The following is a 23,080-nucleotide window of genomic DNA, read 5'->3' on the forward strand; positions in this document are numbered from 1 at the left end:
TGCAGTACTCTGTACGGCTCATTCCCCCACCAATCGATGACGGAGTCTCGACGATGCGATACAACCAGCTAGGCCGTACCGGTGTGTTTGTTTCAGAACTATGTATGGGCACGATGACCTTCGGCGGTGGCGAGGGCATGTGGAAGCAGATCGGCGATCTGCAGCAGGGAGACGCGGAGCGGCTGGTCGGCCGTGCGCTCGACGCAGGCATCAATTTCATCGACACGGCCGACGTCTATGCCGAGGGCATCTCGGAACAGATCACGGGACAGGCGCTGAAGAACCTCAAAGTGCCGCGCGACAAGGTTGTGGTCGCAACCAAGGTATTCGGACCGACGGCAGCGTTCCCGAACGCGCGCGGCGCCTCGCGCTATCACATCATCGACGGTGTCAAGGCGAGCCTGAAGCGCCTGCAACTCGATCACGTCGATCTGTATCAGATCCACGGTTTCGACCCGGCCACGCCGATCGAAGAAACCGTGCGCGCGCTCGATACGCTGGTGCAGCATGGCCACGTGCGCTATGTCGGTGTGTCGAACTGGGCCGCGTGGCAGATCGTGAAAGCGCTGGGCATTGCGGAGCGCCTCGGGCTCGCGCGCTTTGAAACCCTACAGGCGTATTACACGCTGGCGGGCCGCGATCTCGAACGCGAACTCGTGCCGATGCTGCAGAGCGAAGGTCTTGGACTGATGGTGTGGAGTCCGCTCGCCGGCGGCTTGCTGAGCGGCAAATATGGGCGCGAGCAGCAGGGCGAGGCAGGCAGCCGTCGCACGACGTTCGACTTTCCGCCGGTCAATCGCGAGCGCGCTTATGACTGTATCGACGTGATGCGCGACATCGCCGAGGCGAAGAGGGTGTCGGTGGCGCAGATCGCGCTCGCGTGGCTGTTGCATCAACGCGTGGTGACCTCGGTGATCGTCGGCGCGAAGAAAGTCGAGCAACTCGACGACAACATCGCCGCCACCGGCGTCGCGTTGACCGCCGACGAGCTGGCGAAGCTCGACCAGGTCAGCACACTGCCGGCGGAGTACCCAGGCTGGATGCTGGAGCGCCAGGGTGAGGCGCGCCGCAAACAGCTTGCAGAGGCGCGTCATCCGGCACAACGCTAGGCGGCCGTCGCCGCCTTCGCCATATGCCTTGTAGCTGATGGCAATGGGTTGCGGGCGGTGCTGCTTCCTTCACGCCGTCGGCTTGCTGTCCGCCTGATAAGCGGCTACGGCGTCCATCGTGCGTGCCGAGTAGACCATGGTGGCGCCCGCGTTCATCGCGACCGCCACGCCCAGCGCCTCGGCGATCTCTTCGCGTGTCGCGCCGTGTTTCAGAGCTTCGGCGGTGTGCACGGTGATACAGCCGTCGCATCGCAGCGTCACGGCTACCGCAAGCGAAATCAGCTCGCGCGTTTTCGCGCCGAGCAGGTCGGCCTTCTGGCCCGCGCTCGACAGCGCCTGATAGCCCCTCGCGGTATCCGGCGACAGTTTGGCGATCTCACCAATGCGGCCGAACAGTTCCTTGCGGTAATCGATCCAGTTCAACATGACAGTGCTCCGTTGTTTGCAGCGGCCCGGCGGGTGCCGGTTCCGTTAGACAAAGTATTGCGCTGTGCCGCGATATGCTGAATACTCGATTCGCTCAATTTTTAGCGCGATCGTCTCATGGATACGCTTAGCCGACTGATCGAGGTTGCCAGGCCGCAAGCCAGCCTTGATCTGCGCTGCCTGCTCACGGGCGGCTTCGATATCGATCAAGCTTCGCTGGAGGCGGGTATTGCGCCTTTTCATCTGGTGCTCGGCGGTGCGTGTGTCGTGGAAACCGCCGGCGGCGCGTGTGTTGCGCTCAACGCCGGAGATTTCATGCTGTTTCCGCGCGGCGCCGCGCATCGGGTGCGCGACGTGGGCCGCGGAGCTGTTACCGCACCGCTGACATCGAGTCATGACGGCATGCTGCCTTTGCGCCGCAACGACGCTCGCGCTGCTGACGCCCCCGAGCTCGATCTCCTATGCGGCCGCTTTGTCTACGCGCCCGGTCCCTCCGCTTTGCTGCTCAATGCGCTGCCTGATCCGTTCCATGTGTCGCTCGGTGGCGTGCAATCGACCGGTGCATTGCAGACGCTGATTGCATTGATGCGCGCCGAAGCGCAACGCCGTCAGCCCGGCGCGCTCGCAATCGTCACGGCATTGAGTCAGGCGCTCTTCGCGATGGCCTTGCGCGTGCATGGCGAACAGCATGCATCCGGCTCGGGCGTGCTGGCGCTGCTGGCCGACGCGCGTTTGGGTGCTTCCGTACAAGGCATGCTGAGCGCCCCCGAACGGGCCTGGACCATCGCCGAACTCGGTGAACTCGCGGCGATGTCCCGCGCGACGTACGCGCGCCACTTCAACGAGCGGGCGGGCATGACGGTGATGGATTTCCTCACGCAGATCCGCATGACGATCGCGTGCGATCTGCTGCTGCGTACGCAACGTAGCGCCGCTGAGATCGGGGAAGCCGTGGGGTACCAATCGGAAGCCGCTTTCGGCAAGGCGTTTCAGCAGAGCGTCGGGTTGACGCCGGGACGTTACCGGCGTCAATCGCAAGCGAACGGTCAGCCGGCTCGTTAAGCCGCGTCGGGTCTGCCGAACCAGCGCTTCTCGATCCACGCCATGATCCAGGTCACCAGCAACGCGCAGACGGTGCCCAGCGTCACTTCACCGAGGCGCAGGAGCGCCTTGTCCCACGGCGAGCCGACGCCCGGCGCCAGCAGCATGATGGTCGCGGTGACGCCGCCCAGACGCGCCGCGCTGCCCACGTTCACGACCCAGCAAATCAGGATTGCCGCGGCAACCGTGGCCGCGTAGGCAGCCAGATTGCCGCCGCCCAACGTCGCGCCGATGAGGCCGCAAACGGCCCCGACCATCGCGCCGATAAACTGGTCGCGCGAGAGGTTGCGCGTGTCGATGTAGCTATGCTGGCTGACCGCGATCGCCGTAATCGCGGCCCAGAAGGCTTGTTCGGTGTGCAGCCAGCGGCCGATCACGAACGCAAGGCTTGCGCCGGCCACGGCCTGCGCGGCCATCACGCTGCCTTCGAGCAGGCGGTCGCTCAACGGCAGCGTCTTGAGAAAACCAAATAGCGAGTTGGCGGCGCTGGTCCGTGCGGCACGTCGTGAATCGTTGGGAGCGGTCATCGAATGAGGAAGGGGCCTGTTGCGGCATGAAGGTCTCGTATTCTAGCGGCTCCAATTTACGATCGAGCGGATAGGCCGGGTGGCACGATCGGGCGTCAGGCGCTAGTGTTCGCCGCTACGCAACCGGTGATACCAGTTCATCAGCGGCGTCGCCGAGACACCGTGAATCACGACTGAAGCCGCGACGACCGCCAGCGCGAGTGGCACCAATGGCGTGATATCGGACGCCTCCCCATGTTCGAGCGCATACGCCAGATAGTAAAACGAGCCGATGCCGCGAATGCCGAACCAGCTCATCAAATGCCGCTGCGTGGGCGTCGCGCTCGACCCCAGCAGTGACAACTCCACCGACACCGGCCGCACGACCACGAACAGCGCAAAGGTAAGCGCGACCGTTTGCCACGTGAAAAGCGGTACTTGCAGCGCGGCGAGCACATTGCCGACCATCGCCATGACCGCGACCTCGGCGATGCGTTCGAGTTCGATCGTGAAGCCCATCACCGATTCCGCCATGTACGCGTGCGCTTTGCTCGGGTTCGCCGCGGTCGCGTCGACGTCTTCGGAATCGACCGTGCCGATCGCCTGGCGAGCCGACACGCCGCCACTCGCGCGATGTTCGACGCGGCGCATCGCGACGCCCGCGGCGAATACCGCGAGAAAGCCATAGGTATGCGCGAGCTGCGCGGCGCCGAACGAAAGTTCGATCAGCCCCAATGCGAAGAAGCCTTCGAGTCCGAGCGCCTGCGCATGGCGCGTGCGCAACCAGGTGACCGCATGCGTCGTGGCCCAGCCGAGCAGGCCGCCGATCGCGATCGCGCCCGCCACGCCCCAGACGATGCTGCCGGCGAGTCCGACGGTCAGCACGTCGCCGATCGGGGCGGCGGGCGCCGCGCAGATCGCGAGGCCGAGCATGGCGAACGGAAGGGCGATGCCGTCGTTCAGGCCGCCTTCGCCGGAAAGCGCGAAGCGCAGCAGGTCGTGATCGCCGGGATTGTGGACCTGGACGTCGTGGGCCAGCACGGGATCGGTCGGCGCGAGGATTGCCGCGAGCACCAGGGATGGTCCCCAGCCGAGATGCAGTACGTACACGCCGAACAGCGTGAGCAGGGGAATGGTTGTCAGCATCGCGAGGAAGCCGAGACGCAATGGCACGGTCCAGAGCTTTTCGAATACGCCGAGCCGCAGACGCAGGCCGATGGCGAACAGCGAGACCAGCAGCGCGACTTCGGTGATGATTCGTAGCAGATGTGCTTCGGCGGCGATGTCGAGGCGCAACAGGTCGAGGCCGGGAGGGCCGAGCGCGTAGCCGATGGCGAGGTAGAACATCGCGGCGCTTACGGGCAGCCGCCGGAGTGTGGTCGCCGCCACGCCCATCGAAACGAGCACGGCGCCGACGATGAGAAACCACAGTGTTTCGTGCATGGACGTCCGGTGAAGGCCGGCATGCGGACGACGCATGCGCGGCCGGGTAAGGGGCCTCGCCCGAATGCATCAATGAACGCGCTACTTCGAGGCGCGAGCCTGAACGCTCAAGGCGCGCGCCCGAACGCTTCGCGCAACTTCCGTTTGGCCTGTTGCAAGGTGTCGCGGCGCGTCTTCGGCAGATTCCTGCCGGCGCGATTGATGTAGAAGTTCAGCATCGACATCGCCGACTGGAACGGCGTGCCCTTGCGGCGGCGGCTATGCGTTGAAGACTGCTTTAGCGATTTCGCAATCGACTCCGCGCTTCCGGTTTTGAAAATATCGTGCTCGATATCCATCGCATCGCTGGTTTCCATCACGTGATGCGACCACTTCTTCGGACTCTTTGCGCTGCCTTGGCTCGCGGCCTTCGCGCGATGCGCGGCATGCGCCTGGGCATGCCGCTGACGCGGTGGGCGTCCCGACTTGCCGCGCGTGACCGGGCGTTTCGATTTGCCGGCGGCTTTTCTGGTGGCCATGCTTTCGCCTCCCTGTTACGTCGTGCTCGCGATGACTTTGCCCCGCTTGCATACTCGCTTCCAGGCGTGGCCTGGTCAATCGCTCATTCAATCGTCTGCTCAAAGCAAAACGCGCCGGCTGCCGCTTTAGCGGCTGCCGGCGCGTTACCGCAGCAGCGGCTCAACGATGCAAGCAACCCAGCGGATTTGCCCGCAACGCCTGTGCGGATCGGATTACAGCTTCAGTCCGCCGGCTTCAGGCGCATCCGACGACCCCGCCGGAATGTCGCCTACGCCGAGGTCTTCGCGGCGCTCATACCGATCGCGTCCCCAGTAGGGCTCGCTGCCGTAGTACTGGTGGACTGACGTGGCCCATGTCTGGTCCGCCATGGCCGGCCAGTGGTCCTTGTCGAAGCCCGGTGCGTTTTTCACGCGCTCGGCTGTCATATCGAGGACGAAGCACTTCTGCTGCGTATCGAGCGTCAAGGCGCTCCACGGAATCGCCAGCAGCTTGTCGCCGATGCCAAGAAAACCGCCGCTCGACAGCACGACATACGCGATGCGGCCCGAGCCGACGTCGAGCATGATGTCCTTGACCTTGCCGATGTCCTCGCCATCGCTGCTGACCACTTTGTCGCCGTCGAGGGTGGCTGCCGCCATCACGTCCGGACCGGGACCGTCGGCGCTCGCGCTGCCCTTGCCGACGATACGGGCGCCCTGGCTCTGGCGCATGCCGCCTTGGGTTTGTGTCTGGTTGAGCATGATGTTCCTCCTTTACCGGTTCGATGTACGGAGAATCCAGCAACCGCCGTTCCTCCGGGTTGCAGTACCGCTGCATAAGCGGTACCGGCGAACTGCGGGCGTCCGTTCAAACAACGTATCCGACGAAGCGTCCGAACTGCGCGTAAGGATGCTGAGGTATTTGAAATTATTTCGTCTGTCTCGTCGAGGAGAACTGATAAATGGGTAGAGGAGGGCAGGAAGCGATAAACATGCGAAGGAGGCGAGTGGAGAGCTCCGGTCGGTCATCAGCCGCGTGCTTGCCGGAACGCCGGAACGCACTATCACGCATTCAGCCATCCTTACCGACTTCGGGAGGCACAACCCTTGCTAAGACGTCTTGCTGTGTTCTTGCTATTCATCCAACCATTCACTCAGGGAGATTTCGATGAAATATTCGAAGGCATTACTCGTGTCGGCACTCGTCGCGATGTCGGGCGTCGCTTTCGCGCAAGCGGGCGGCGGTAACGGCAACGGCAGCAACGGTGGCACCGGCGGTTCGGGTAACGCGCACGGCGCGGCAACGGCAGGGCCGACGGCGGGTGGCGAACCGGCGTCGGGCGCGATGAGTTCCGGCACGTCGAAAATGCATCACACCTCGAAATCGAAAGCAAAGAAGCCGATGAGCGATTCGACCAACATGCCAGGCGCCGACGCGAGCAGCGACACCAAGGGCCAATGAGTAGCGCCAAAAGTGAGTGAGGGCAGGCGAGATGGTGCTCGTTTAGCACGGGAGCGGTTTCGCCCGATCGATCAGGGAGGCAGTGATGAAACAACGATTCAGCGGCAGCGTGGGCAAACAGGCATTGATGGTGGTGGCTATCGTAGTGCTGACAGCCGCGTCCGGCTGCAAACGCTCCGATAGCGATAGCACAGGGGCGAGTTCCGCGATGAGCAGCAGTGGCGTGATGAACGGTAACGCGGCGACAGGCAGCACAGCGGACACGAGCAGCGGTGCGGCGGCGGCCGCCGCCGGGGCAAGCACGCCGGGCGCGGCCGCGGCATCAGGCGCGAGTCAATGAGCTAGATAAGAGGCCTGAAGGAACAGCAGTCTTCTGGATTGCCGCAAGGAATCGCCGCCTCGGCGACTTCACTGCATTTTTGTCGGCCGCACAGCGGCGGCGTCCGGCCGCCTCGCGGTCTGCGCACCCGCCTTGGCGTCGGTCTTCGCCACCGCTTCTTTGCGCACCACGCGCGATTTTTTCAGCAGGCTGGTCAGCGAGCCATTGACGCTGTCCGTCACCGCCGCCTCGCGCATCGTTCGGCCCTTGGCGCCGGCCTTGCGCGCCTGCTGCGCCGCGCGTTTCTCCGCATGCGCGAGCAAGGCGGCAAAGGCCACTTCGTCCACTCTCAGTCCACGGCGTGCCTGGCCGGGCGGCAAGCTCTGTAACTCGTCCGCCTCGAACGCACTGATTATCACGGGATGAATGTAGCAACGGCGGCAAACTGCCGGGGTATTGCGCAATAGCACCGCCACGTCCTTGACGGTCGCAACGATATGGCGGCGCGCTTCCGCCGCGCTGCCGCACATCAGGCGCCGCAGCGCGGCCAATGCATAGACGCTGCCGGCCCACGTCCGATAGTCCTTCGCGGTAAAGTCGGCATCGCTCGCGCGGCGCAGATATTCGTTGATGTCGGCAGAACCGATCGTGCGGCGCGTGCCGTCTTCGTCGAGATACTGAAACAACTCGTGACCCGGCAGCTCGGCGCAGCGGCGCACGATGCGTTTGATGCGTGGATTGTCCACGGTCACGTCGTGCTCGATGCCGCTCTTGCCGCGAAACCTGAAACGCAACTGGCCGGCTTCGATCTTCACATGCTTCTTGCGCAGCGTCGTCAAGCCGTACGACTGGTTGTCACGCGCGTATTCCACACTGCCAATGCGAATCAACGTGGTGTCGAGCAATTGCACGATCGCGGCGATGACCTTGTCGCATGGCATGCCCGCCAGTTTCAGATCGCGTGCCACGCGTGCGCGGATCTTCGGTAAGGCGCGGCCAAACTCCGCCATGCGTTCGTATTTGTCAGCGTCGCGTGTCTCGCGCCAGCGTGGGTGATAGCGGTATTGCTTGCGCCCGCGTGCGTCACGGCCCGTCGCCTGAATATGGCCACGCGCGTCGGGACAGATCCAGACGTCTTCGTAAGCCGGCGGAATGGCGAGCGCATTGATGCGTTTGATTTCGTCTTCGTCGTCGATGCGCTCGCCCGCCAGATCGAAATAGACGAAGCCGTCTTTTTCACGCTTGCGCGTATAGCCGGGCCTGGTGTCGTCGGCGTGCCGCAAGCCCGGCGGCATGACTGCGGGCGCGGCTTGTCGCGCGTTGTCGTCCGGGTGTTCGGCACGGCGTTCGGGTTGGCGTCGAATCTGTGTGGTCGTGGCAGCCATCGTCGCAGGTAGAAGTTTCAAGCAGGAGACGCGGTTTGCGCCATGTATGGCTGTAAGCAAAGGCGATGCCCGGCGCCGGGAGTGACGACTGAACAGGGCGGCGTATTGACGACTGCGCGGACGACTGCGCGGACGAATGCGCGACGCGCGATCAGGGAGCCGCGAACGGAACGGTCTTTTCTCTTGAGGGGTGGCGATGCGCGAGCGGATCGCGTCCTATCTGTTGAAGCACTCGACGCGCGAGCGGAACGGTCCTTGCGAACGCTCAGTGGGTTACTGAATCAGCTAAGGAGGGCGCCATGAGCAGCACATTGAATCCCGATGAAGAGCCGCAACACGTAGTCAAGGAAATCTCAGGCACAACCGGCGCGCTCGGTCCGAGCGATTCGTCCGATAGCGGCAGCGATGTCGCCGGTGCGAAGCGTCATGCATTCGATGTCGATTCCGAACTGGACAACCACGCGCTGGAAACCGGCGACACCGAACTCGGCAGTGACACCGATCGCGCCGGCACCGGCGAGCGGGCCGCCGCCGACGGCGATTCGACACTGGTGGAGAACGGCGATATCGAACCCGACCGCATTGTCGAGCCACTGGCCGCCGATGACGACGGTCTCGACGACGATCCGCAAGGTCTCTAGGCAGGCATCCGATATAGGCACGTCTTTTGCTGCTTGGTGATGTAACGAAAGATATAACGAAGGGGCCGGCCGCTTGACGCGCTCAGCCCCCTGCAATCATGTGATGGAGCGACGCATGGCTAACACGTTGAATGGTTACAAGGTAGCGATACTCGCGGTGGATGGCTTCGAGCAAGCCGAACTGTTCGAACCGCGACGCGCGCTTACTGAGGCGGGCGCAACGGTACACGTCATCTCCGCGAAGCCCGGCAAGATCCAGGGCTTCAAACATGTCGACAAGGGTGACACGGTGGACGTCGATTCGACTTTCGACAAAACCACCGCGGACGACTATGACGCCGTCGTACTGCCCGGCGGTGTGGTGAATGGCGACGCCATCCGCTTGCTGCCGCAGGCGCAAGCCTTCGTCAAATCCGCCGACAACGCCAGCAAGCCAATCGCGGTGATCTGCCACGGCACGTGGCTGCCGGTCTCGGCAGGGATCATCAAGGGGCGCACCGTCACGAGCTGGCCGAGTCTGCAAGATGACATTCGCAATGCGGGCGGCACGTGGGTGGACCGGGAAGTGGTCGAGGACGGCAATCTGATCACGAGCCGCAAGCCCGACGATCTTCCGGCTTTCAACAAGACTCTGATTGCGCAATTGTCGAAGCGCAAGGCTGCATAAGTGAAGCGTGACGGACGAGGCGCGTAGAAGCGGTTTTTGCACGTCGCGCCTCGTCGCTTTGCCCGCTTTCGATGGGCAGGTCGACCAGGGAGAAAATGCATGAAATTCCGGTATCCCCTACAAGTGATGACGGTTGCGCTGGGACTTGGCGCGGCGTCGATCGGCGCGGTGTATGCGCAAGCCAGTGACGCGCCCGCGAGCGACGCACCGACGAGCGCCACGAAGCTCTCGCCCGCCGATCAGCAGTTCGTGCAGGACGCCTCGAAGTCCGATGCCACCGAAATCGCGGCAAGCAAAATCGCGCTCAAGAATTCGAGCGATCCGAACGTCAAAAAATTCGCGCAGCAAATGATCACGGACCATACGAGACTCTCGCACGGCATGGCCGCACTGGCTGCGAGGAAGGGGCTCGCCACGGCGCCGTCCGCCGATTCGGCACTGGTCGGCAAACTGCAAACCCTCAAGGGCCGCGAATTCGATCAGGCCTACGTCGAGCAGATCGGGGTGGAAGCGCATCAGCGCGCGGTCGACCTGTTCCAGCAGGAGAGCCAGAGCGGCACCGACTCGCAATTGAAGGCGGCGGCCGCCCATGCGTTGCCGACGATCAAGCATCACCTTGCCATGGCGCAGCAACTCGCCGGCTCAATGAAGGGTGCGTCATGAACGCGACCCTGCCGCGGCCGGCCTATGAGGATTCCCTTATGCACATCACTTTCTCCGACGACAAGCCGCTCTTCGACGGAACGAATCTGACCGTGCGCTTCATGGCGCGCGTCGACGGCGAAGCGGTGGTATGTGCGATTACCGCTGAGGCGCTGGAAGATCATTTCGGCGCTGATTCCGCGCTCGAAGCCACCCTGATGGCCGCTTTCGACAAAGGTCGCCATCGTATCCGTTCGGTTTGCGCGGAAGCGCTCGACCAGAACGGTGGCGATAGCGTAGTGTTGCATAGCGGACTGTTCAGAGTGGAAGGCATGGAACCCGATCGCGGCACCACCGCATAGGGCGGGTACGCCGGCCGCCTGCGCACATTTTTCGGCGCGGTGTTGTGCGGCGTGAAGGGTCCTCAAAACGGGTCCGCAAAACGCGATTCAACGATGCAAGGAGGCCTCATGTCACTCATCGTCGCAGCACGGTTTACGACTTTCCCGGCCGCCGAAGATGCGGCGCAAAAGCTCTTCAACGCAGGTTTCGTCGAAGAAGACGTCACGCTGTTCTTTGTCAATCCACGTGGCCAGCACGCGCGTTATCCGATCGGCGGCGATACCAGCACCGACGCGGGCGCGAAGGACGCGCCAAAAGGCGCCGGGATGGGCGTGACGCTCGGCGCGGTGGCGGGGGCGGTGGTCGGCGTCGGGATATTCGCGGCGTTTTCGGCGCCCCTTATTGTGTCGCTGATCGCGGCCGGCGTCGGCGCATATGTCGGCTCGCTTGTTGGAGCGATGTTAGGCACTCGCGAAGGCGGCAAAGGCGTCCACCGTTCGGCTTTTCACGAGGAATCGCGCGATTCCGGCGTGCTGGTCGCCGTGCACGTGAGCCCCGACAATCAGTTCGACGCTGCCCGGGTATTGCGCGAAGCAGGGGGCGTGGCAATCGAACGTGCGAGCGGACGCTGGCAACAAGGGCGCTGGGCCGACTTCGATCCGCTCAAAACGCCCGTGCCGCTCAACGAGTTCAGCGAGAAGCGCGCTTGAGGGGTGAGCGCTGTCGATTGAGTGAGCGCAGCGCGGTAAACAGCAAAACGGCCCGACGTATGTCGGGCCGTTTGCATCTGCATTCATTCGAATCTGCGCCGGCAGCGGGCTTTAAACAAGCGCCGCTGACGTGTCGTCTCGTCTCGACTTCTAAACCGTCCCTCATACCCAGATACGCGCTGCGTTATGTTGCGGTTGCGGTTGCGGCGCACGCTCAACCTGCTGGCGCTCACCGCGGGTCGGCTCGCAAGCCGCGGGCACCAACCCATCACGCGTGACTCCACACGTCGATGCAGGTTGGGCGCTCGCAGGCGGCGTTTCTAGAGGTTGCATATGCTCGCGGATTTGCAGCACGCCGGCTGACGTGACGATCGCAATCGCGACCAGATATTCCGCGCTCCTGATTTTCATGGTGATTCTCCCTATCGTTTTGCCTGCCCATTGTTTTCAATTCCTTGGCACGTCTTGCAGTGTGTTCATGCACTGAACGGTGTGGCGCGGGCAGGGAGATAAAGCAACCAGCATGCCATCCGGCAGAAGTCCGCTGGGGCGGCGCACCTGACGCCGTCAGGCAGCAGCCGCAGCGCGCAATATTTACGTGCGGCGGCAAGATTGCAATGCGTATCGCTGCGCGCCGCCTGCGTTATCCGACGCAGCGATGGCCGATTGCGCCGGGCACGACTCATGCGCATAGACCTATGAACCCCGTCGCTCGATGGAAGTGCTTAGTGGCGGGTTCCACGATTAACGAAACCCCTGGAGGTATTGAATGGCTACGAACGTTGTTTCCGTGTTGAACGATCTGGTCGAAACGTCGAAGGATGGCGAGAAGGGCTTTCGCAAAGCAGCAGAAGACGCGCATGAGGCACAACTGAAGACGCTGTTCCTCTCCCGTGCCGAAGACTGCACGCGCGGCGCGCGTGAATTGCAGGACGCGGTGCAGGCTTTGGGCGGCAAGCCCGAAACGGGCGGCAGCGTCAGCGGCGCATTGCATCGCGGGTGGGTCGATGTGAAGTCGGCGGTGGCGAATCGCAGCGATCACGACATTCTCGCCGAATGCGAAAAGGGCGAAGACGTCGCGAAGAAGCGTTATCACGACGCGCTCGAAAAGGAATTGCCTGCGGACGTGCGCGCCATCGTCGAGCGCCAATATCAAGGCGTGCTGCAAAATCACGACCGGGTGCGCGATCTGCGCGATCAGTACGCCGCAGCGAAGCGTTGATTGTCAGCGGCGGTAACGGTGGAGTGAGCCGCAGGCCGGCGCTTTAACGAGCGCCGGTTTGTTTCTGACAATGGCAACAGAGGGGCAGTTGGAAATGCCATGCAATGAGGCGTCGACCCTCCTCGGGCCAGTACAAAGATAACGCCGCGACATAGGCCGCCGTGCAACGAAAAAAGCCGTCCACATTTGAATTGCGGACGGCTTTTCTATTGTTGCCACGACGCTATCCTGACGACTGTCCCGCCAAAAACGTCGACTGTCTGTCCCGCCAAAAACGATGGGTGATAGTCCCGCCGAAAAGTCTGTCTCACCGGAAAACGGTGGCTCTCTGTCTCACCAGAAGCGCCCAGCCAAAAAAGAGCCGGCCGAAGCCGACTCCTTTCTATCGGATCCGCCCGATCTTATTCCGCAGTGACCTTCAGATGGTTCTTCACGCTCGAGACACCGTCCAGGCTCTTGACGACGTCTCCAGCGGCAGCCTTGTCGTCGGCCGACGGCACTGAACCGGTGAGCCACACCACGCCGTTGCGGGTCTTCACGTGGATATGGGTCGACTTGACGTTCTTCGCGCTCAGCAGCGAAGCCTTGGCCTTGGTGGTGATGGTGCCGTCGTCGACGTGCTGGCCGATGGTTTCAGAGGCTGCCGACGGGGCGCTGGTTTGCGCCGTAGCGTTCAGTGCGAATGCGACGCAAACGATGCTACCTGCGGTCTTCAAAAGTTGGATGGTCTTCATGGTTTCTCCTTCGGGTGTTGATGAAAAATGCGGTCTTGTTGCCTGCGGTCGATCGCGGTTCAAACCGTTGATGACTCGCGTGGGGTCGTTGCCGCTACGGTTCCGTCAGGGCCCGTTATCGACACCGGACGACGGTCTATGCATGCGCTCCCTTTGTTTCGCCACCGCGCTACCGGAGCGATCGACTCGCGTGCAAAGACCAACGTCCGTCCACATAGTGCTGAGGCGCAAGGTGCGTGCCCGGCACCCGGCAGGCTTACCCCATGATGGGAAAAGCCGTTACGGCACATGCATTTAGGCTGAGGAATAGAGCAACGGGCAGGTGCGGCGCGCGATACGGCGGCCCGCAAGGCCCGGGGCCGGAAATTGCCGGGGTCTTGTAAAAATGGCGCCCCACTTGCTGCGCAATCCGCGCGCCTGAAAAGGCAAAACTCAGAAAAAACAGTGCGTTGGGCGCGCTGGTATGACAGTTGCTCTGTAGAGGCCAAACACTCGCACACCATTTCTCAGCTATTAAGGGACCTCACTACAATGCCTTCAATTGAACTACGCACAAGGCAGTCTCTCGCACTCACGCCGCGTCTGCAGCAATCGGTGCGTCTGTTGCAGTTGTCGTCTCTGGAGTTCCAGCAGGAATTGCGCACTGCACTCGACACCAATCCGTTCCTCGAGTACGACTCGACGGACACTGAAGATGTCGCCCTCGCCACCGCGGCGCCCGGCGAAGACATGGGCGCGATGCCCGCCACCGACACGGTCGCCGCGGCCGAACCTGAATCCATGCCGTCTGAAGCCGGCGGCAACGACACGATGGAAGGCGCGGGGCAGGATGACATGCCCGGAGATTTTTCGGGCGACTACAGCAGCCGCAGTTCAACGCGCCAGAACGGCGACTCCGAAAGTAGCGATCCCGCCGAATGGGCGCGTTCCCAGCCCACCTTGCGCGAGCAGTTGCACGACTCGCTGCGGCTGTACCGGCTCGATGACCGCGACCGCGCGGTGGCCCGTTTCATCATCGAGGCACTCGACGACGACGGCTATCTGCGTCAGGAGCTCTCCGATCTCGCGGACAGCGTCGACCTCGAACCTGAACTGACCGAAGAAGAATTGCTGGTTGCGCTGCGCCTCGTGCAGTCGCTCGATCGCCCGGGTCTCGGTGCCCGCTCGCTGTCCGAGTGTCTATCGCTGCAAGTCAACGCGTTGCCCGCCGACACGCCGGGCCGCGAGGTGGCGCGGCAGATCGTCGAACATCATCTTGAACGTCTCGCGCGCCGCGAACAGGCTGAGCTGCAAAAGCAGATCGGCTGCAGCGCCGAAGAACTGCGGGTGGCCTGCGCGCTGGTGCGCAAGCTCGACCCGAAGCCGGGCAACAGCTACGGCCGTACCGAAGACAACTACGTGGTGCCGGACGTCATCGTGCGTCAGGTGCGCAACAAGTGGGTGGTGACGATCAATCCGGCCGTGCAGCCGCGCGCTCGCATCCATCGCATGTATGCCGAACTGTTCGCGCAGTCGGCCGGTGCAAGCCGCTCGCCGCTCGCGCAGCAATTGCAGGAAGCGCGCTGGCTGATCCGCAATGCGCAGCAGCGCTTCGATACGATTCAACGCGTGGCCGAGTGCATCGTCGCGCATCAGAAGGCGTTTTTCCAGTACGGCGAAATCGCGCTCAAGCCGATGGTGCTGCGCGATGTGGCCGAAGAACTCGGCCTGCATGAGTCCACCATCTCGCGTGCGACCGGCAACAAATATATGGCTACGCCGCGCGGCATTTTCGAGTTCAAACACTTTTTCCCGCGCGAACTCGGCACGGAAAGCGGCGGCACGTGCTCGGCTGCGGCCGTGCGCGCGCTGCTCAAGGAAATGATCGCAGCGGAGAATACACGCGACCCGCTGTCGGATGTGACGCTCGCGAGGATGCTCGCCGATCAGGGTGTGCTGGTGGCGCGGCGCACGGTGGCGAAATACCGTCACCTGATGAAGGTGCCGCCGGCGGAACTGCGCCGCCAGATTTAAAGGCAGCCTTATTGCGGGCTCTCACACGAGGGCCATCGCTCATGCGCCACGCGAGACTCAGTGCTCGCGTGGCGCTTTTTCGTATCTGGACGTTTCGCGCACGCCCCATTACATTGGCGGCTCAAGTCGAAACGGGGTGTGTTCCATGAAGTATTCGAATCTGGTCGAGCGTTTGCAAGGCAGGCGTACGTCTGCGTGGGAAATTCATCGCGTCGCTCAACAGGCCCTCGCCAAGGGCGAAGATGTGATCGTGTTAAGCGTGGGCGATCCCGACTTCGCGACGCCCGCGCCGATTGTCGAGCGAGCCGTCGAGGCCTTGCGCGGTGGCGATACGCACTACAGCGCGGTGTCCGGACGTGAACCGCTGCGTGCGGCGATTGCCGCCGAACACACGCGCGCCACCGGTTGTGCCGTGAGCGCCGCCAACGTGATCCTGACGGCGGGTGCGCAGAACGGCGTATTCGCAACCTCGCTGTGCCTGCTGCAAGCGGGCGACGAAGTGATCGTTCCGGAGCCGATGTATCTCACCTACGAGGCCTGCGTACGTGCTGCGGGCGCCACGCTCGTGCCGGTGCCGGTGGATCCCGCGCGCGCTTTTCACCTCGACTGCGACGCGCTCGAAGCGGCCGTCACACCGCGCACCCAGGCCATCTTCTTCGCGACACCCTGTAATCCGACCGGCGTGGTGATGCCGCGCGCCGATCTCGAACGCATCGCGCGGATCGCTTGCGAGCACGACTTGTGGGTACTCTCCGACGAGGTCTATGCAGACCTCACCTTCGAGCGCGAACACGTCAGCATTGCCGCGCTGCCTGGCATGGCGGAACGTACCGTGACGCTCGGCAGTCTGTCGAAGTCGCATGCCATGGCGGGGTGGCGGGTGGGCTGGGCGATCGGACCTGCCACGCTGATCGAGCATATGGGGCGGCTCGCGCTGGCCATGCACTATGGTTTGCCGGGCTTTATCCAGCAGGCAGCGTTGACAGCCTTGCAGAACAAGGCGCAGGTCGTCGCCGAGATGCGCGAAATATACCGGCGCCGCCGCGACGTGGTGTTCGAGCGCTTGCATCGTGTACCGGGCTTGCGTTGCCTGCTGCCCGAAGCGGGCATGTTCATGATGGTCGACGTCAGCGGCACGGGCCTCGACACGGTCGATTTCACCTGGCAACTGTTTCGCGCCCAAGGCGTGTCGCTGCTCGACGCCAGCGCCTTCGGCGAGACCGCGAATGGTTTCGTGCGGCTGGGGTTCGTGGTCGAGGAAGCCAGCCTGATCGACGCTTGCGAACGGATTGCCGCGTTCGTCGGCGGATTGCGGGCGTGAACGAGGGTGTAGGCGGGCGAAAGCCAGGCGAAAGCAAGGCGCCTGAATCGCGGCCAGTTTTCGATTGACGGCTTCGATGCTTGCGTCAAGAATCGTTCGCCGAGTTCGTCTTAGTATGGGCAACCGCCATATCGACGCAACAGCGCGACGCAACACCGCGACGCAACATCGACGCATATCGACTCGCAGCCGGAAACGACATGGCCCTTCGCTTCTATCTTTCGTTGCGTCAATCACTGGCAGCAGGATCCATAGCGGCCGCGCTGGTGGCGATGGCTCTCGTCTTCGCCGTTCTCGCCGCGTTCAGTCAGATGTGCGCGGCAGCCGAAGTGGACGATTCATCCGCCGCAACTGGCCGCACGGAAACAGCCGCGTCGCCGGCCAGCCCGGTAAGTGTGCCCGCCATGCCCGACATGCCCGCAGTGGCCGACATGCCCGCCATGCCCGGCGTGTCCGACCCTCAGGCAGAGACTTCCGGCCAAGCCGTCGATACAAACCGTCAACCAGTCAAGCAGCCCCGTGCGAATCCATCGCGTACCGGCCGTGCGTCACAGGTTTCCGCGGCCGGCCAGAACGATGCGCAAGACAACCCACAGCACAACACCAAACCCGAGGCGGCGGCGATCCCCGTGCCGCCGGAAAGCGCCGCGGTGACCCAGCATTCGATCCGGCTCGACGGCCGCAAGATCGATTACACGGCGACTGCCGGCAACCTGCTGCTGCATGATAGAACCGGCCAGGCCAATGCGAGCGTTTTCTATGTCGCCTACACGGTCGCCACCAAGGCGCCCGCGACGCGCCCCGTCACGTTCCTCTTTAACGGCGGACCGGGGGCTGGCAGTGTGTTCCTGATGATCGGCTCGTTCGGGCCGAAGCGGGCGCGCACGGCGAGTCCCGCGATCACGCCGCCCGCGCCTTATGTGCTGGACGACAACCCCGACAGCCTGCTCGGTTCCACCGATCTGGTCTTTATCGATGCCGTCGGCACGGGCCTGTCGAAGGTCGTCGGGCATGGCACCGGCAAAGACTTCTGGGGCGTCGACAAGGATCTCGACGCGTTTTCGCAATTCATCGATCGCTATCTGACGGTGAACCAGCGCTGGAATTCGCCGAAGTATCTGCTCGGTGAATCGTACGGCACCGCGCGCGCCGCGATGCTCGCGTATCAGCTGGGGCAAAACAATATCGCGCTTAACGGCGTGATCCTGATGTCGTCCGTACTCGATTCCGCGGCGTTTTCATCGGGCTCCGATTTCAAAAGCGAAAGCTACTTGCCGAGCTTCGCGGCCATTGCCTGGTACCACGACAAGATCGTGCCGAAGCCCACCAGTCTGCCGGCCTTTCTCGACGAAGCCCGCGCGTTCGCACGAGGGCCCTATGCGCAAGCGCTCGCGCTGGGCGACGCATTACCTGACGCGCAGCGCGACGAGATCGCCGCGCGCATTGCGCGGTTCACCGGGCTCGACGTCGATTACGTGAAGCGAAGCCGGCTGCGTCTCTATCCATCGCGCTTTCGCAGTCAATTGCTGCGCGACCAGTCGCGCAGCATCGGCCGATACGATGCACGTTTTGAAGGGATCGACTATGACGGCGTGTCAGAGCGTCCGGATTTCGATGCGTCGGTGAGCAGCGTGTCGAGCGCTTTCGACGCCGCGCTCCATCAGCACTTCGCGCAAGACCTGCACTTCATCCCCACTGACCGCTATCGCGTCTTCAACGACGCAGCGTTGACGCAGTGGGACTGGAAGCATCGCGAGTGGTCGGGTGAACATCAGAGCGTGCCCTATGCGGCAGGCGACCTCGCCGAAGCGATGCGGCAGAATCCGCAACTGCGCGTGATGTCGTTGAACGGCTATTTCGACCTCGCCACGCCGTTCTATGCAACCGAGTACGCGCTCGCGCATCTGGGGCTTGACGCGCCGCTGCGCGCCAACGTGCGAATCGCGTACTACCCGACCGGTCACATGATCTATCTCGACGATGCCGCGTTGCATGCGCTCAGGCGGGATCTGGCGAGCTTTTATGCGGCGGGTGGGGGCTTATGAAGCCGACAGCGGGCGCCACGATTACATTCACATGCGAGATTGCTGGCGAACCGGTCGATGTAGCCACGGATTTTGATATCATCACTGTATAAACATACAGGTTTCGTGAAAGCTCCGTGGCGACAGACGCTTCGTCAGACATCCGCTCTGATGCCCCTTATTACCTGCTGAACTTCGAGCGTGCGCTGGCGTGGCTCGCCGAGCGTTACGACGATCTGCTGGACGCGCACGAACATGGCTTCCTGCGCGATTTCGCCGCTTTGCCGCAGCATTCGCGCGCGTTGCTGGTTCGCATGCTGATGCGCAAAGGCACGCTATTCCGCGCCAGCCGTCTTTCTTACGACGAGATCGGTTGCCCCTTGCAGGTGGCTGCGCCGCTGACTGCGCTCGGCTGGGTCGACGCCGAACCGGCTCTGACGCTCGACGAGCTGTTCGCACTCACCACGCGTCCCGAGCTGCTGCTGATCTTTGCGGACACCATCGCGTTGATCCCCGGTGCGAAGGGCTTGCGCAAGCCCGATCTGCTGGAAGCACTGCGACCGTTTTACGAAGACGAAAGCGAAGGTGAAAGCGAAAGCGAAGGCAAAAGCGTAGACAAAAGCGAAGACAAAAGCGTAGACGAAGGCAAAGAACGAGGCGCCGCCGCGTTTCCCCTGTCCACATGGCACAGCCAAACCACCGATCGCGTCTTCCACGTCGCGATCGCACCGCTTTGCGAGCGTCTGCGTCTGATGTTCTTCGGCAATCTGCAGCAAGACTGGTCGGAGTTCGTGCTTGCCGATCTCGGCGTGTTCCAGTACGAAAAGGTGGCTTTTGCTGCATCGTCGCGCGCATTCCAGCAACGGGCGGACGTCGACGTGTACCTTGCGTTGCATGCGTGCCGCGAAGCGCTCGAATGGCTGCCCACAGGCGAGCCGGAAGCCGAGGCGATCGACGAGCTCATCGCCGTGATCGCCGCGATCGAAATTTCGAACCCCTGGCTCGAAACGCGTCGCGCGAAACTGCTGTTTCGTATTGGCCAGCATTGCGAGCGTCGACAGAACTGGCCCGCCGCACTTGCCGTCTATGAGCGTTGTGCGTGGCCCGGCGCGCGCCATCGGCGTTTGCGGGTGCTGGAGCGCAGCGAGCGCTTCGACGAAGCCTTCGCCCTCGCTTCGCAAGCCGCCGCCACGCCGGAAAGCGAAGAGGAAGCGCAGCGCGTCGCCCGCATGCTGCCTCGTTTGCAGCGCAAGCGTGGAGTGCGGGTGGCGCGTGTGCCTGCCGCCCGGCCGGTCGAGCGCAGCACGCTGGTGCTGCCGAGGCCCCAGACGCCGCAATCGGTCGAATACGTCGCACGCGATCATTTGACGTGCGACTCGGCGCCGGTTCATTACGTCGAAAACGCGTTGATCAATTCGCTGTTCGGTTTGCTGTGCTGGGAGCCGGTGTTCGCGGCGCTGCCCGGCGCGTTTTTCCATCCGTTCCAGCGCGGGCCGGCCGATCTGCATGCAGCGGATTTTCATGCGCGTCGCGCCGGACAATTCGCGGCGTGTCTCGCGCAAATCGACAGCGGTGCCTATCGCGAGCCGATTCTGCGGCATCTGCAAAGCAAGGCGGGTCTGCAATCGCCGTTTGTATTCTGGGGCTTGCTGACGCCGGAACTGGTCGCATTGGCGCTCGATTGCCTGCCCGCCGCGCATCTGAAACTCTGGTTCGAGCGCTTGCTGCGCGATATCCGTGGCAACCGTTCAGGCCTGCCGGACCTGATTCGTTTCTGGCCGGCCGAGCGCCGTTATGAGTTGATCGAAGTAAAGGGCCCCGGCGACCGTTTGCAGGACAACCAGATCCGCTGGCTCGCTTACTGCGCGGAGCACGGTATGCCGGTGCGCGTGCTCGACGTGCGGTGGGCCGATGAGGACGTCGCGGTGTCCGACGTGATGGCGAAAGTCGAGATCGGCGAGGCGGCAGAGGTCGTGGAGGTGGGTGCGACAGCGGTTTCGAACGGCGCCGCTGCGGAAGCCGGGGCAGTGGCTCCGAACGGCGCCGCCGCCGAAGCCAGGGCAGCGGCTCCGAACGGCGCCGCCGCCGAACTCAGACCCATGGTTCCGAAAGAGGCCACCGCATGACCTACGTGGTCGCCGTGCGGGCGATGTGCGAATTCACCGCGAGGCGCGGCGATCTGGATCTGCGCTTCACGCCCGCGCCCACCTCGCTGGAAGGTATGGCCGGCCACGTCACAGTCGCCGGGCGGCGCGCGACTGGCTACGAAACCGAGATCACGCTGACCGGCACGCATCGTCGTTTGACCGTGCGTGGCCGCGCCGACGGTTACGACCCGGTGGCGAACCGGCTGGAAGAGGTCAAGACCCATCGTGGCGCGCTCGAACGAATGCCCGCCAATCACCGCGCGCTGCATTGGGCGCAGGCGCTGGTGTACGGTCATCTGCTGTGCCGTGCCCGTGGGCTCGCCGAATTGACGGTCGCGCTGGTGTACTTCGATGTCGGCAGTCAGAAGGAAACGCTGCTGAGCGAAACGCACACCGCCCGTGAACTGGAGATATTCTTCGTCGAGCAATGCGAACGCTTTCTCGATTGGGCCGTGCAGGAAGCGGCACATCGCGCCGCGCGTAACGCCGCGCTCGGCGCCTTGCAGTTTCCGCATGGCCAGTTCCGTAGCGGTCAGCGCGAACTGGCGGTGTCGGTGTATCGCGCGGCGCGTGACGGCAAGCCGTTGATGGCGCAGGCGCCGACCGGCATCGGCAAGACGCTGGCGACGATTTTTCCGCTGCTCAAGGCGTGCGCATCGGACCAGATCGACCGCGTGTTCTTCCTCACCGCCAAGACGCCGGGCCGCGCGCTCGCCCTCGACGCGATCGAAACGCTCCATCAAGGCGCCGACCAGTCCGCCGTGCGCTTGCCGTTGAGAACGCTGGAACTGGTCGCGCGAGATAAAGCCTGCGAGCATCCCGACAAGGCCTGCAACGGCGAGTCCTGTCCGCTCGCGCGCGGCTTCTATGACCGGCTCGACGCGGCCCGCAGCGCAGCGTTGGCGGGGCCGAGGCTCGACCGGGCGTCGGTGCGCGAAGCGGCCCTCGCGCACGACATCTGCCCGTACTATCTCGCGCAGGAACTGGCGCGCTGGTCCGACGTGGTGGTCGGCGATTACAACTACTACTACGACGGCAGCGCGATGCTGTACGCGCTGACGCAGATCAATCAGTGGCGCGTCGGCGTGCTGGTCGACGAGGCGCATAACCTGCTCGAGCGGGCACGGCGCATGTACAGCGCGTCGCTCGATCAGGCGGGGTTCCGGCTCGCACGCAAAAGCGCGCCCGCCACGTTGAAGAAGCCGCTTGAACGGCTTCAGCGCGAGTGGAACGCCGTCAAGCGCGCACAGGCCGGCACGTATCAGGTCTATGCCGACGTCCCGCACAAACTGCTTTCGGCTGCCCAGAATCTGATCGGCGAGGTGACCGAGCAACTCGCCGAAGCCCCGCTATCAATCGATGATGCGTCGCTGCGGTTTTTCTTCGACGCCATGCACTTCGTCGCGCTGGCGGAGCAATTCGGCGAGCATTCGATTTTCGACATCACCTTCACCGCGGACCGCTACACGCCGCGCGACAAAACCAGTGCCACGCTGTGCGTGCGAAATGTGATCCCGGCACCGTTTCTCGCGGGGCGCTACGCTGCCGCGCGCACCACGGTGATGTTTTCCGGCACGCTCAATCCGCATCATTTCTATCGCGACACGCTGGGTCTGCCCGAGCAGACCCGCTGGCTCGACGTCGAAGGGCCGTTTCGCGCCGAGCAGTTGCAGGTGCGTGTGGCCGGCCATGTCTCGACGCGCTGGCGTGACCGGGAACGTTCGCTCGTGCCGATCGTCGATCTGATCGCGAGGCAGTATGCAGCGCAGCCGGGCAATTATCTCGGCTTTCTGAGCAGCTTCGACTATCTGCAGCAGGTGGTGGAATTGATGCGCGAGCGTCATCCGGAATTGCCGGTGTGGGCGCAGGAGCCGGGCATGGACGAGGCGGCGCGCGACGCGTTCCTCGCGCGCTTTCGCATCATGAACCAGGGAGTGGGCTTCGCCGTGCTGGGCGGCGCGTTCTCGGAGGGCGTCGATCTGGTCGGCCAGCAGTTGATCGGCGCCTTTATCGCGACGCTCGGCCTGCCGCAAATGAACGACGTCAACGAGCAGATGCGACGCACCATGGAGGCGAAGTTCGGCAACGGCTACGACTACATGTATCTGTATCCGGGTTTGCAGAAAGTCGTGCAGGCCGCTGGCCGCGTTATCCGCACGGAGCAGGACCAGGGTGTGGTGCATCTGATTGACGACCGCTACCGGCGGCCGGAAGTGCGGCGGTTGTTGCCGCACTGGTGGCAGGTGCAGTAGACAGGTGCAATAGGCAGGTACAGCAGGCAGGCGCAACGGGCAAGTGCAATAGGCAGGTACAGCAGGCAGGTGCAACAGGCCGATGCGCCTCGCTAACCGTCTACGAAGGCGCCGCCC

The 23,080-nt window shown here is 63.3% G+C and carries 23 protein-coding genes; 15 read left to right on the top strand and 8 right to left on the bottom strand.

Going from position 1 to position 23,080, the window contains the following annotated elements; genetic code table 11:
- The first annotated feature begins 53 nt into the window (after positions 1-53).
- Positions 54-1,109 carry an aldo/keto reductase gene (locus P0D84_RS28285; RefSeq protein WP_408342048.1) on the top strand — a complete coding sequence of 352 codons (1,056 nt, stop codon included), beginning with the start codon at positions 54-56 and terminating at the stop codon, positions 1,107-1,109.
- 69 nt (positions 1,110-1,178) lie between these two features.
- On the opposite strand, the gene P0D84_RS28290 is transcribed toward P0D84_RS28285, so the two are convergent.
- Complete coding sequence (locus tag P0D84_RS28290; protein WP_408342050.1) at positions 1,179-1,535, bottom strand: carboxymuconolactone decarboxylase family protein; 357 nt, start codon at positions 1,533-1,535, stop codon at positions 1,179-1,181.
- A gap of 117 nt (positions 1,536-1,652) precedes the next feature.
- On the opposite strand from P0D84_RS28290, the gene P0D84_RS28295 reads away from it, so the two are divergent.
- Complete coding sequence (locus tag P0D84_RS28295) at positions 1,653-2,597, top strand: AraC family transcriptional regulator (protein WP_408342052.1); 945 nt, start codon at positions 1,653-1,655, stop codon at positions 2,595-2,597.
- On the opposite strand, the gene P0D84_RS28300 is transcribed toward P0D84_RS28295, so the two are convergent.
- The 4 genes from P0D84_RS28300 to P0D84_RS28315 all read right to left on the bottom strand — a co-directional run bounded on the left by P0D84_RS28300 (position 2,594) and on the right by P0D84_RS28315 (position 5,844).
- Positions 2,594-3,163, bottom strand: coding sequence for an FUSC family protein (locus tag P0D84_RS28300; RefSeq protein WP_408342054.1), 570 nt, complete (start codon positions 3,161-3,163; stop codon positions 2,594-2,596). The two genes, P0D84_RS28295 and P0D84_RS28300, sit on opposite strands and share 4 nt — an antisense overlap.
- A gap of 102 nt (positions 3,164-3,265) precedes the next feature.
- Positions 3,266-4,585: a cation:proton antiporter gene (locus P0D84_RS28305; protein ID WP_408342056.1), complete on the bottom strand. Its 1,320-nt coding sequence runs from the start codon at positions 4,583-4,585 to the stop codon at positions 3,266-3,268.
- Between the two features lie 107 nt (positions 4,586-4,692).
- Entirely contained in the window at positions 4,693-5,103 is a 411-nt protein-coding gene (locus tag P0D84_RS28310) for a DUF3175 domain-containing protein (RefSeq protein ID WP_408342058.1), read from the bottom strand.
- A gap of 213 nt (positions 5,104-5,316) precedes the next feature.
- Complete coding sequence (locus tag P0D84_RS28315; RefSeq protein WP_408342060.1) at positions 5,317-5,844, bottom strand: PRC-barrel domain-containing protein; 528 nt, start codon at positions 5,842-5,844, stop codon at positions 5,317-5,319.
- A gap of 406 nt (positions 5,845-6,250) precedes the next feature.
- On the opposite strand from P0D84_RS28315, the gene P0D84_RS28320 reads away from it, so the two are divergent.
- Together P0D84_RS28320 and P0D84_RS28325 are read left to right on the top strand one after the other, a co-directional pair.
- Entirely contained in the window at positions 6,251-6,544 is a 294-nt protein-coding gene (locus tag P0D84_RS28320) for a hypothetical protein (RefSeq protein WP_408342062.1), read from the top strand.
- Positions 6,545-6,629: 85 nt separating this feature from the next.
- The gene (locus P0D84_RS28325) at positions 6,630-6,884 is read left to right on the top strand and encodes a hypothetical protein (protein WP_408342064.1); all 255 of its coding nucleotides are present in this window, start codon (positions 6,630-6,632) and stop codon (positions 6,882-6,884) included.
- 68 nt (positions 6,885-6,952) lie between these two features.
- Here the strand turns inward: P0D84_RS28325 and P0D84_RS28330 are convergent, their stop codons facing one another.
- On the bottom strand, positions 6,953-8,248 hold the full coding sequence (locus P0D84_RS28330; RefSeq protein WP_408346071.1) for a DNA topoisomerase IB: 1,296 nt from the start codon (positions 8,246-8,248) through the stop codon (positions 6,953-6,955).
- A gap of 299 nt (positions 8,249-8,547) precedes the next feature.
- Here P0D84_RS28330 and P0D84_RS28335 point away from each other — a divergent pair, with 299 nt between their 5' ends.
- From P0D84_RS28335 to P0D84_RS28355, 5 genes are all read left to right on the top strand, one after another.
- Complete coding sequence (locus tag P0D84_RS28335; protein ID WP_408342066.1) at positions 8,548-8,889, top strand: chemotaxis protein; 342 nt, start codon at positions 8,548-8,550, stop codon at positions 8,887-8,889.
- A gap of 115 nt (positions 8,890-9,004) precedes the next feature.
- A complete protein-coding gene (locus P0D84_RS28340; RefSeq protein WP_408342068.1) occupies positions 9,005-9,556 on the top strand; it encodes a type 1 glutamine amidotransferase domain-containing protein in 552 nt (183 codons plus the stop codon).
- A gap of 99 nt (positions 9,557-9,655) precedes the next feature.
- Positions 9,656-10,219 carry a DUF4142 domain-containing protein gene (locus P0D84_RS28345; protein WP_408342070.1) on the top strand — a complete coding sequence of 188 codons (564 nt, stop codon included), beginning with the start codon at positions 9,656-9,658 and terminating at the stop codon, positions 10,217-10,219.
- Positions 10,216-10,560: a DUF1488 family protein gene (locus P0D84_RS28350; protein WP_408342072.1), complete on the top strand. Its 345-nt coding sequence runs from the start codon at positions 10,216-10,218 to the stop codon at positions 10,558-10,560. The genes P0D84_RS28345 and P0D84_RS28350 overlap by 4 nt, the downstream gene beginning before the upstream one ends.
- 108 nt (positions 10,561-10,668) lie before the next feature.
- The gene (locus P0D84_RS28355) at positions 10,669-11,250 is read left to right on the top strand and encodes a hypothetical protein (RefSeq protein ID WP_408342074.1); all 582 of its coding nucleotides are present in this window, start codon (positions 10,669-10,671) and stop codon (positions 11,248-11,250) included.
- A gap of 162 nt (positions 11,251-11,412) precedes the next feature.
- Here the strand turns inward: P0D84_RS28355 and P0D84_RS28360 are convergent, their stop codons facing one another.
- Positions 11,413-11,661 (bottom strand): hypothetical protein, encoded by a 249-nt coding sequence (locus tag P0D84_RS28360; protein ID WP_408342075.1) that lies wholly within the window; start codon positions 11,659-11,661, stop codon positions 11,413-11,415.
- Between the two features lie 358 nt (positions 11,662-12,019).
- Here P0D84_RS28360 and P0D84_RS28365 point away from each other — a divergent pair, with 358 nt between their 5' ends.
- Complete coding sequence (locus P0D84_RS28365; RefSeq protein WP_408342077.1) at positions 12,020-12,472, top strand: PA2169 family four-helix-bundle protein; 453 nt, start codon at positions 12,020-12,022, stop codon at positions 12,470-12,472.
- Between the two features lie 401 nt (positions 12,473-12,873).
- On the opposite strand, the gene P0D84_RS28370 is transcribed toward P0D84_RS28365, so the two are convergent.
- A complete protein-coding gene (locus P0D84_RS28370) occupies positions 12,874-13,206 on the bottom strand; it encodes a BON domain-containing protein (RefSeq protein ID WP_408342079.1) in 333 nt (110 codons plus the stop codon).
- Between the two features lie 531 nt (positions 13,207-13,737).
- Between P0D84_RS28370 and P0D84_RS28375 the strand changes: the two genes are divergently transcribed.
- From P0D84_RS28375 to P0D84_RS28395, 5 genes are all read left to right on the top strand, one after another.
- The gene (locus P0D84_RS28375; RefSeq protein WP_408342081.1) at positions 13,738-15,219 is read left to right on the top strand and encodes an RNA polymerase factor sigma-54; all 1,482 of its coding nucleotides are present in this window, start codon (positions 13,738-13,740) and stop codon (positions 15,217-15,219) included.
- Between the two features lie 145 nt (positions 15,220-15,364).
- A complete protein-coding gene (locus tag P0D84_RS28380; protein WP_408342083.1) occupies positions 15,365-16,540 on the top strand; it encodes a pyridoxal phosphate-dependent aminotransferase in 1,176 nt (391 codons plus the stop codon).
- Between the two features lie 200 nt (positions 16,541-16,740).
- On the top strand, positions 16,741-18,585 hold the full coding sequence (locus tag P0D84_RS28385) for a S10 family serine carboxypeptidase-like protein (RefSeq protein WP_408342084.1): 1,845 nt from the start codon (positions 16,741-16,743) through the stop codon (positions 18,583-18,585).
- A gap of 116 nt (positions 18,586-18,701) precedes the next feature.
- Complete coding sequence (locus P0D84_RS28390) at positions 18,702-20,690, top strand: VRR-NUC domain-containing protein (RefSeq protein WP_408342086.1); 1,989 nt, start codon at positions 18,702-18,704, stop codon at positions 20,688-20,690.
- Positions 20,687-22,963, top strand: a complete 2,277-nt coding sequence (locus P0D84_RS28395) for an ATP-dependent DNA helicase (protein WP_408342088.1) — start codon at positions 20,687-20,689, stop codon at positions 22,961-22,963. The genes P0D84_RS28390 and P0D84_RS28395 overlap by 4 nt, the downstream gene beginning before the upstream one ends.
- Positions 22,964-23,080 lie beyond the last annotated feature (117 nt).

It is taken from the genome of Paraburkholderia sp. RL17-337-BIB-A (assembly GCF_046025895.1).
Taxonomy (GTDB): Bacteria; Pseudomonadota; Gammaproteobacteria; order Burkholderiales; family Burkholderiaceae; genus Paraburkholderia; species Paraburkholderia fungorum_C.

Bases quoted from the DNA above. Each gene is read 5' to 3' on its own strand.
- P0D84_RS28350 (WP_408342072.1), top strand. From the start codon at position 10,216: ATGAACGCGACCCTGCCGCGGCCGGCCTATGAGGATTCCCTTATGCAC.
- P0D84_RS28320 (WP_408342062.1), top strand. From the start codon at position 6,251: ATGAAATATTCGAAGGCATTACTCGTGTCGGCACTCGTCGCGATGTCG.
- P0D84_RS28295 (WP_408342052.1), top strand. From the start codon at position 1,653: ATGGATACGCTTAGCCGACTGATCGAGGTTGCCAGGCCGCAAGCCAGC.
- P0D84_RS28335 (WP_408342066.1), top strand. From the start codon at position 8,548: ATGAGCAGCACATTGAATCCCGATGAAGAGCCGCAACACGTAGTCAAG.
- P0D84_RS28395 (WP_408342088.1), top strand. From the start codon at position 20,687: ATGACCTACGTGGTCGCCGTGCGGGCGATGTGCGAATTCACCGCGAGG.
- P0D84_RS28300 (WP_408342054.1), bottom strand. From the start codon at position 3,163: ATGACCGCTCCCAACGATTCACGACGTGCCGCACGGACCAGCGCCGCC.
- P0D84_RS28355 (WP_408342074.1), top strand. From the start codon at position 10,669: ATGTCACTCATCGTCGCAGCACGGTTTACGACTTTCCCGGCCGCCGAA.
- P0D84_RS28305 (WP_408342056.1), bottom strand. From the start codon at position 4,585: ATGCACGAAACACTGTGGTTTCTCATCGTCGGCGCCGTGCTCGTTTCG.
- P0D84_RS28360 (WP_408342075.1), bottom strand. From the start codon at position 11,661: ATGAAAATCAGGAGCGCGGAATATCTGGTCGCGATTGCGATCGTCACG.
- P0D84_RS28375 (WP_408342081.1), top strand. From the start codon at position 13,738: ATGCCTTCAATTGAACTACGCACAAGGCAGTCTCTCGCACTCACGCCG.
- P0D84_RS28290 (WP_408342050.1), bottom strand. From the start codon at position 1,535: ATGTTGAACTGGATCGATTACCGCAAGGAACTGTTCGGCCGCATTGGT.
- P0D84_RS28315 (WP_408342060.1), bottom strand. From the start codon at position 5,844: ATGCTCAACCAGACACAAACCCAAGGCGGCATGCGCCAGAGCCAGGGC.
- P0D84_RS28285 (WP_408342048.1), top strand. From the start codon at position 54: ATGCGATACAACCAGCTAGGCCGTACCGGTGTGTTTGTTTCAGAACTA.
- P0D84_RS28370 (WP_408342079.1), bottom strand. From the start codon at position 13,206: ATGAAGACCATCCAACTTTTGAAGACCGCAGGTAGCATCGTTTGCGTC.
- P0D84_RS28345 (WP_408342070.1), top strand. From the start codon at position 9,656: ATGAAATTCCGGTATCCCCTACAAGTGATGACGGTTGCGCTGGGACTT.
- P0D84_RS28310 (WP_408342058.1), bottom strand. From the start codon at position 5,103: ATGGCCACCAGAAAAGCCGCCGGCAAATCGAAACGCCCGGTCACGCGC.
- P0D84_RS28325 (WP_408342064.1), top strand. From the start codon at position 6,630: ATGAAACAACGATTCAGCGGCAGCGTGGGCAAACAGGCATTGATGGTG.
- P0D84_RS28365 (WP_408342077.1), top strand. From the start codon at position 12,020: ATGGCTACGAACGTTGTTTCCGTGTTGAACGATCTGGTCGAAACGTCG.
- P0D84_RS28340 (WP_408342068.1), top strand. From the start codon at position 9,005: ATGGCTAACACGTTGAATGGTTACAAGGTAGCGATACTCGCGGTGGAT.
- P0D84_RS28380 (WP_408342083.1), top strand. From the start codon at position 15,365: ATGAAGTATTCGAATCTGGTCGAGCGTTTGCAAGGCAGGCGTACGTCT.
- P0D84_RS28385 (WP_408342084.1), top strand. From the start codon at position 16,741: ATGGCCCTTCGCTTCTATCTTTCGTTGCGTCAATCACTGGCAGCAGGA.
- P0D84_RS28330 (WP_408346071.1), bottom strand. From the start codon at position 8,248: ATGGCTGCCACGACCACACAGATTCGACGCCAACCCGAACGCCGTGCC.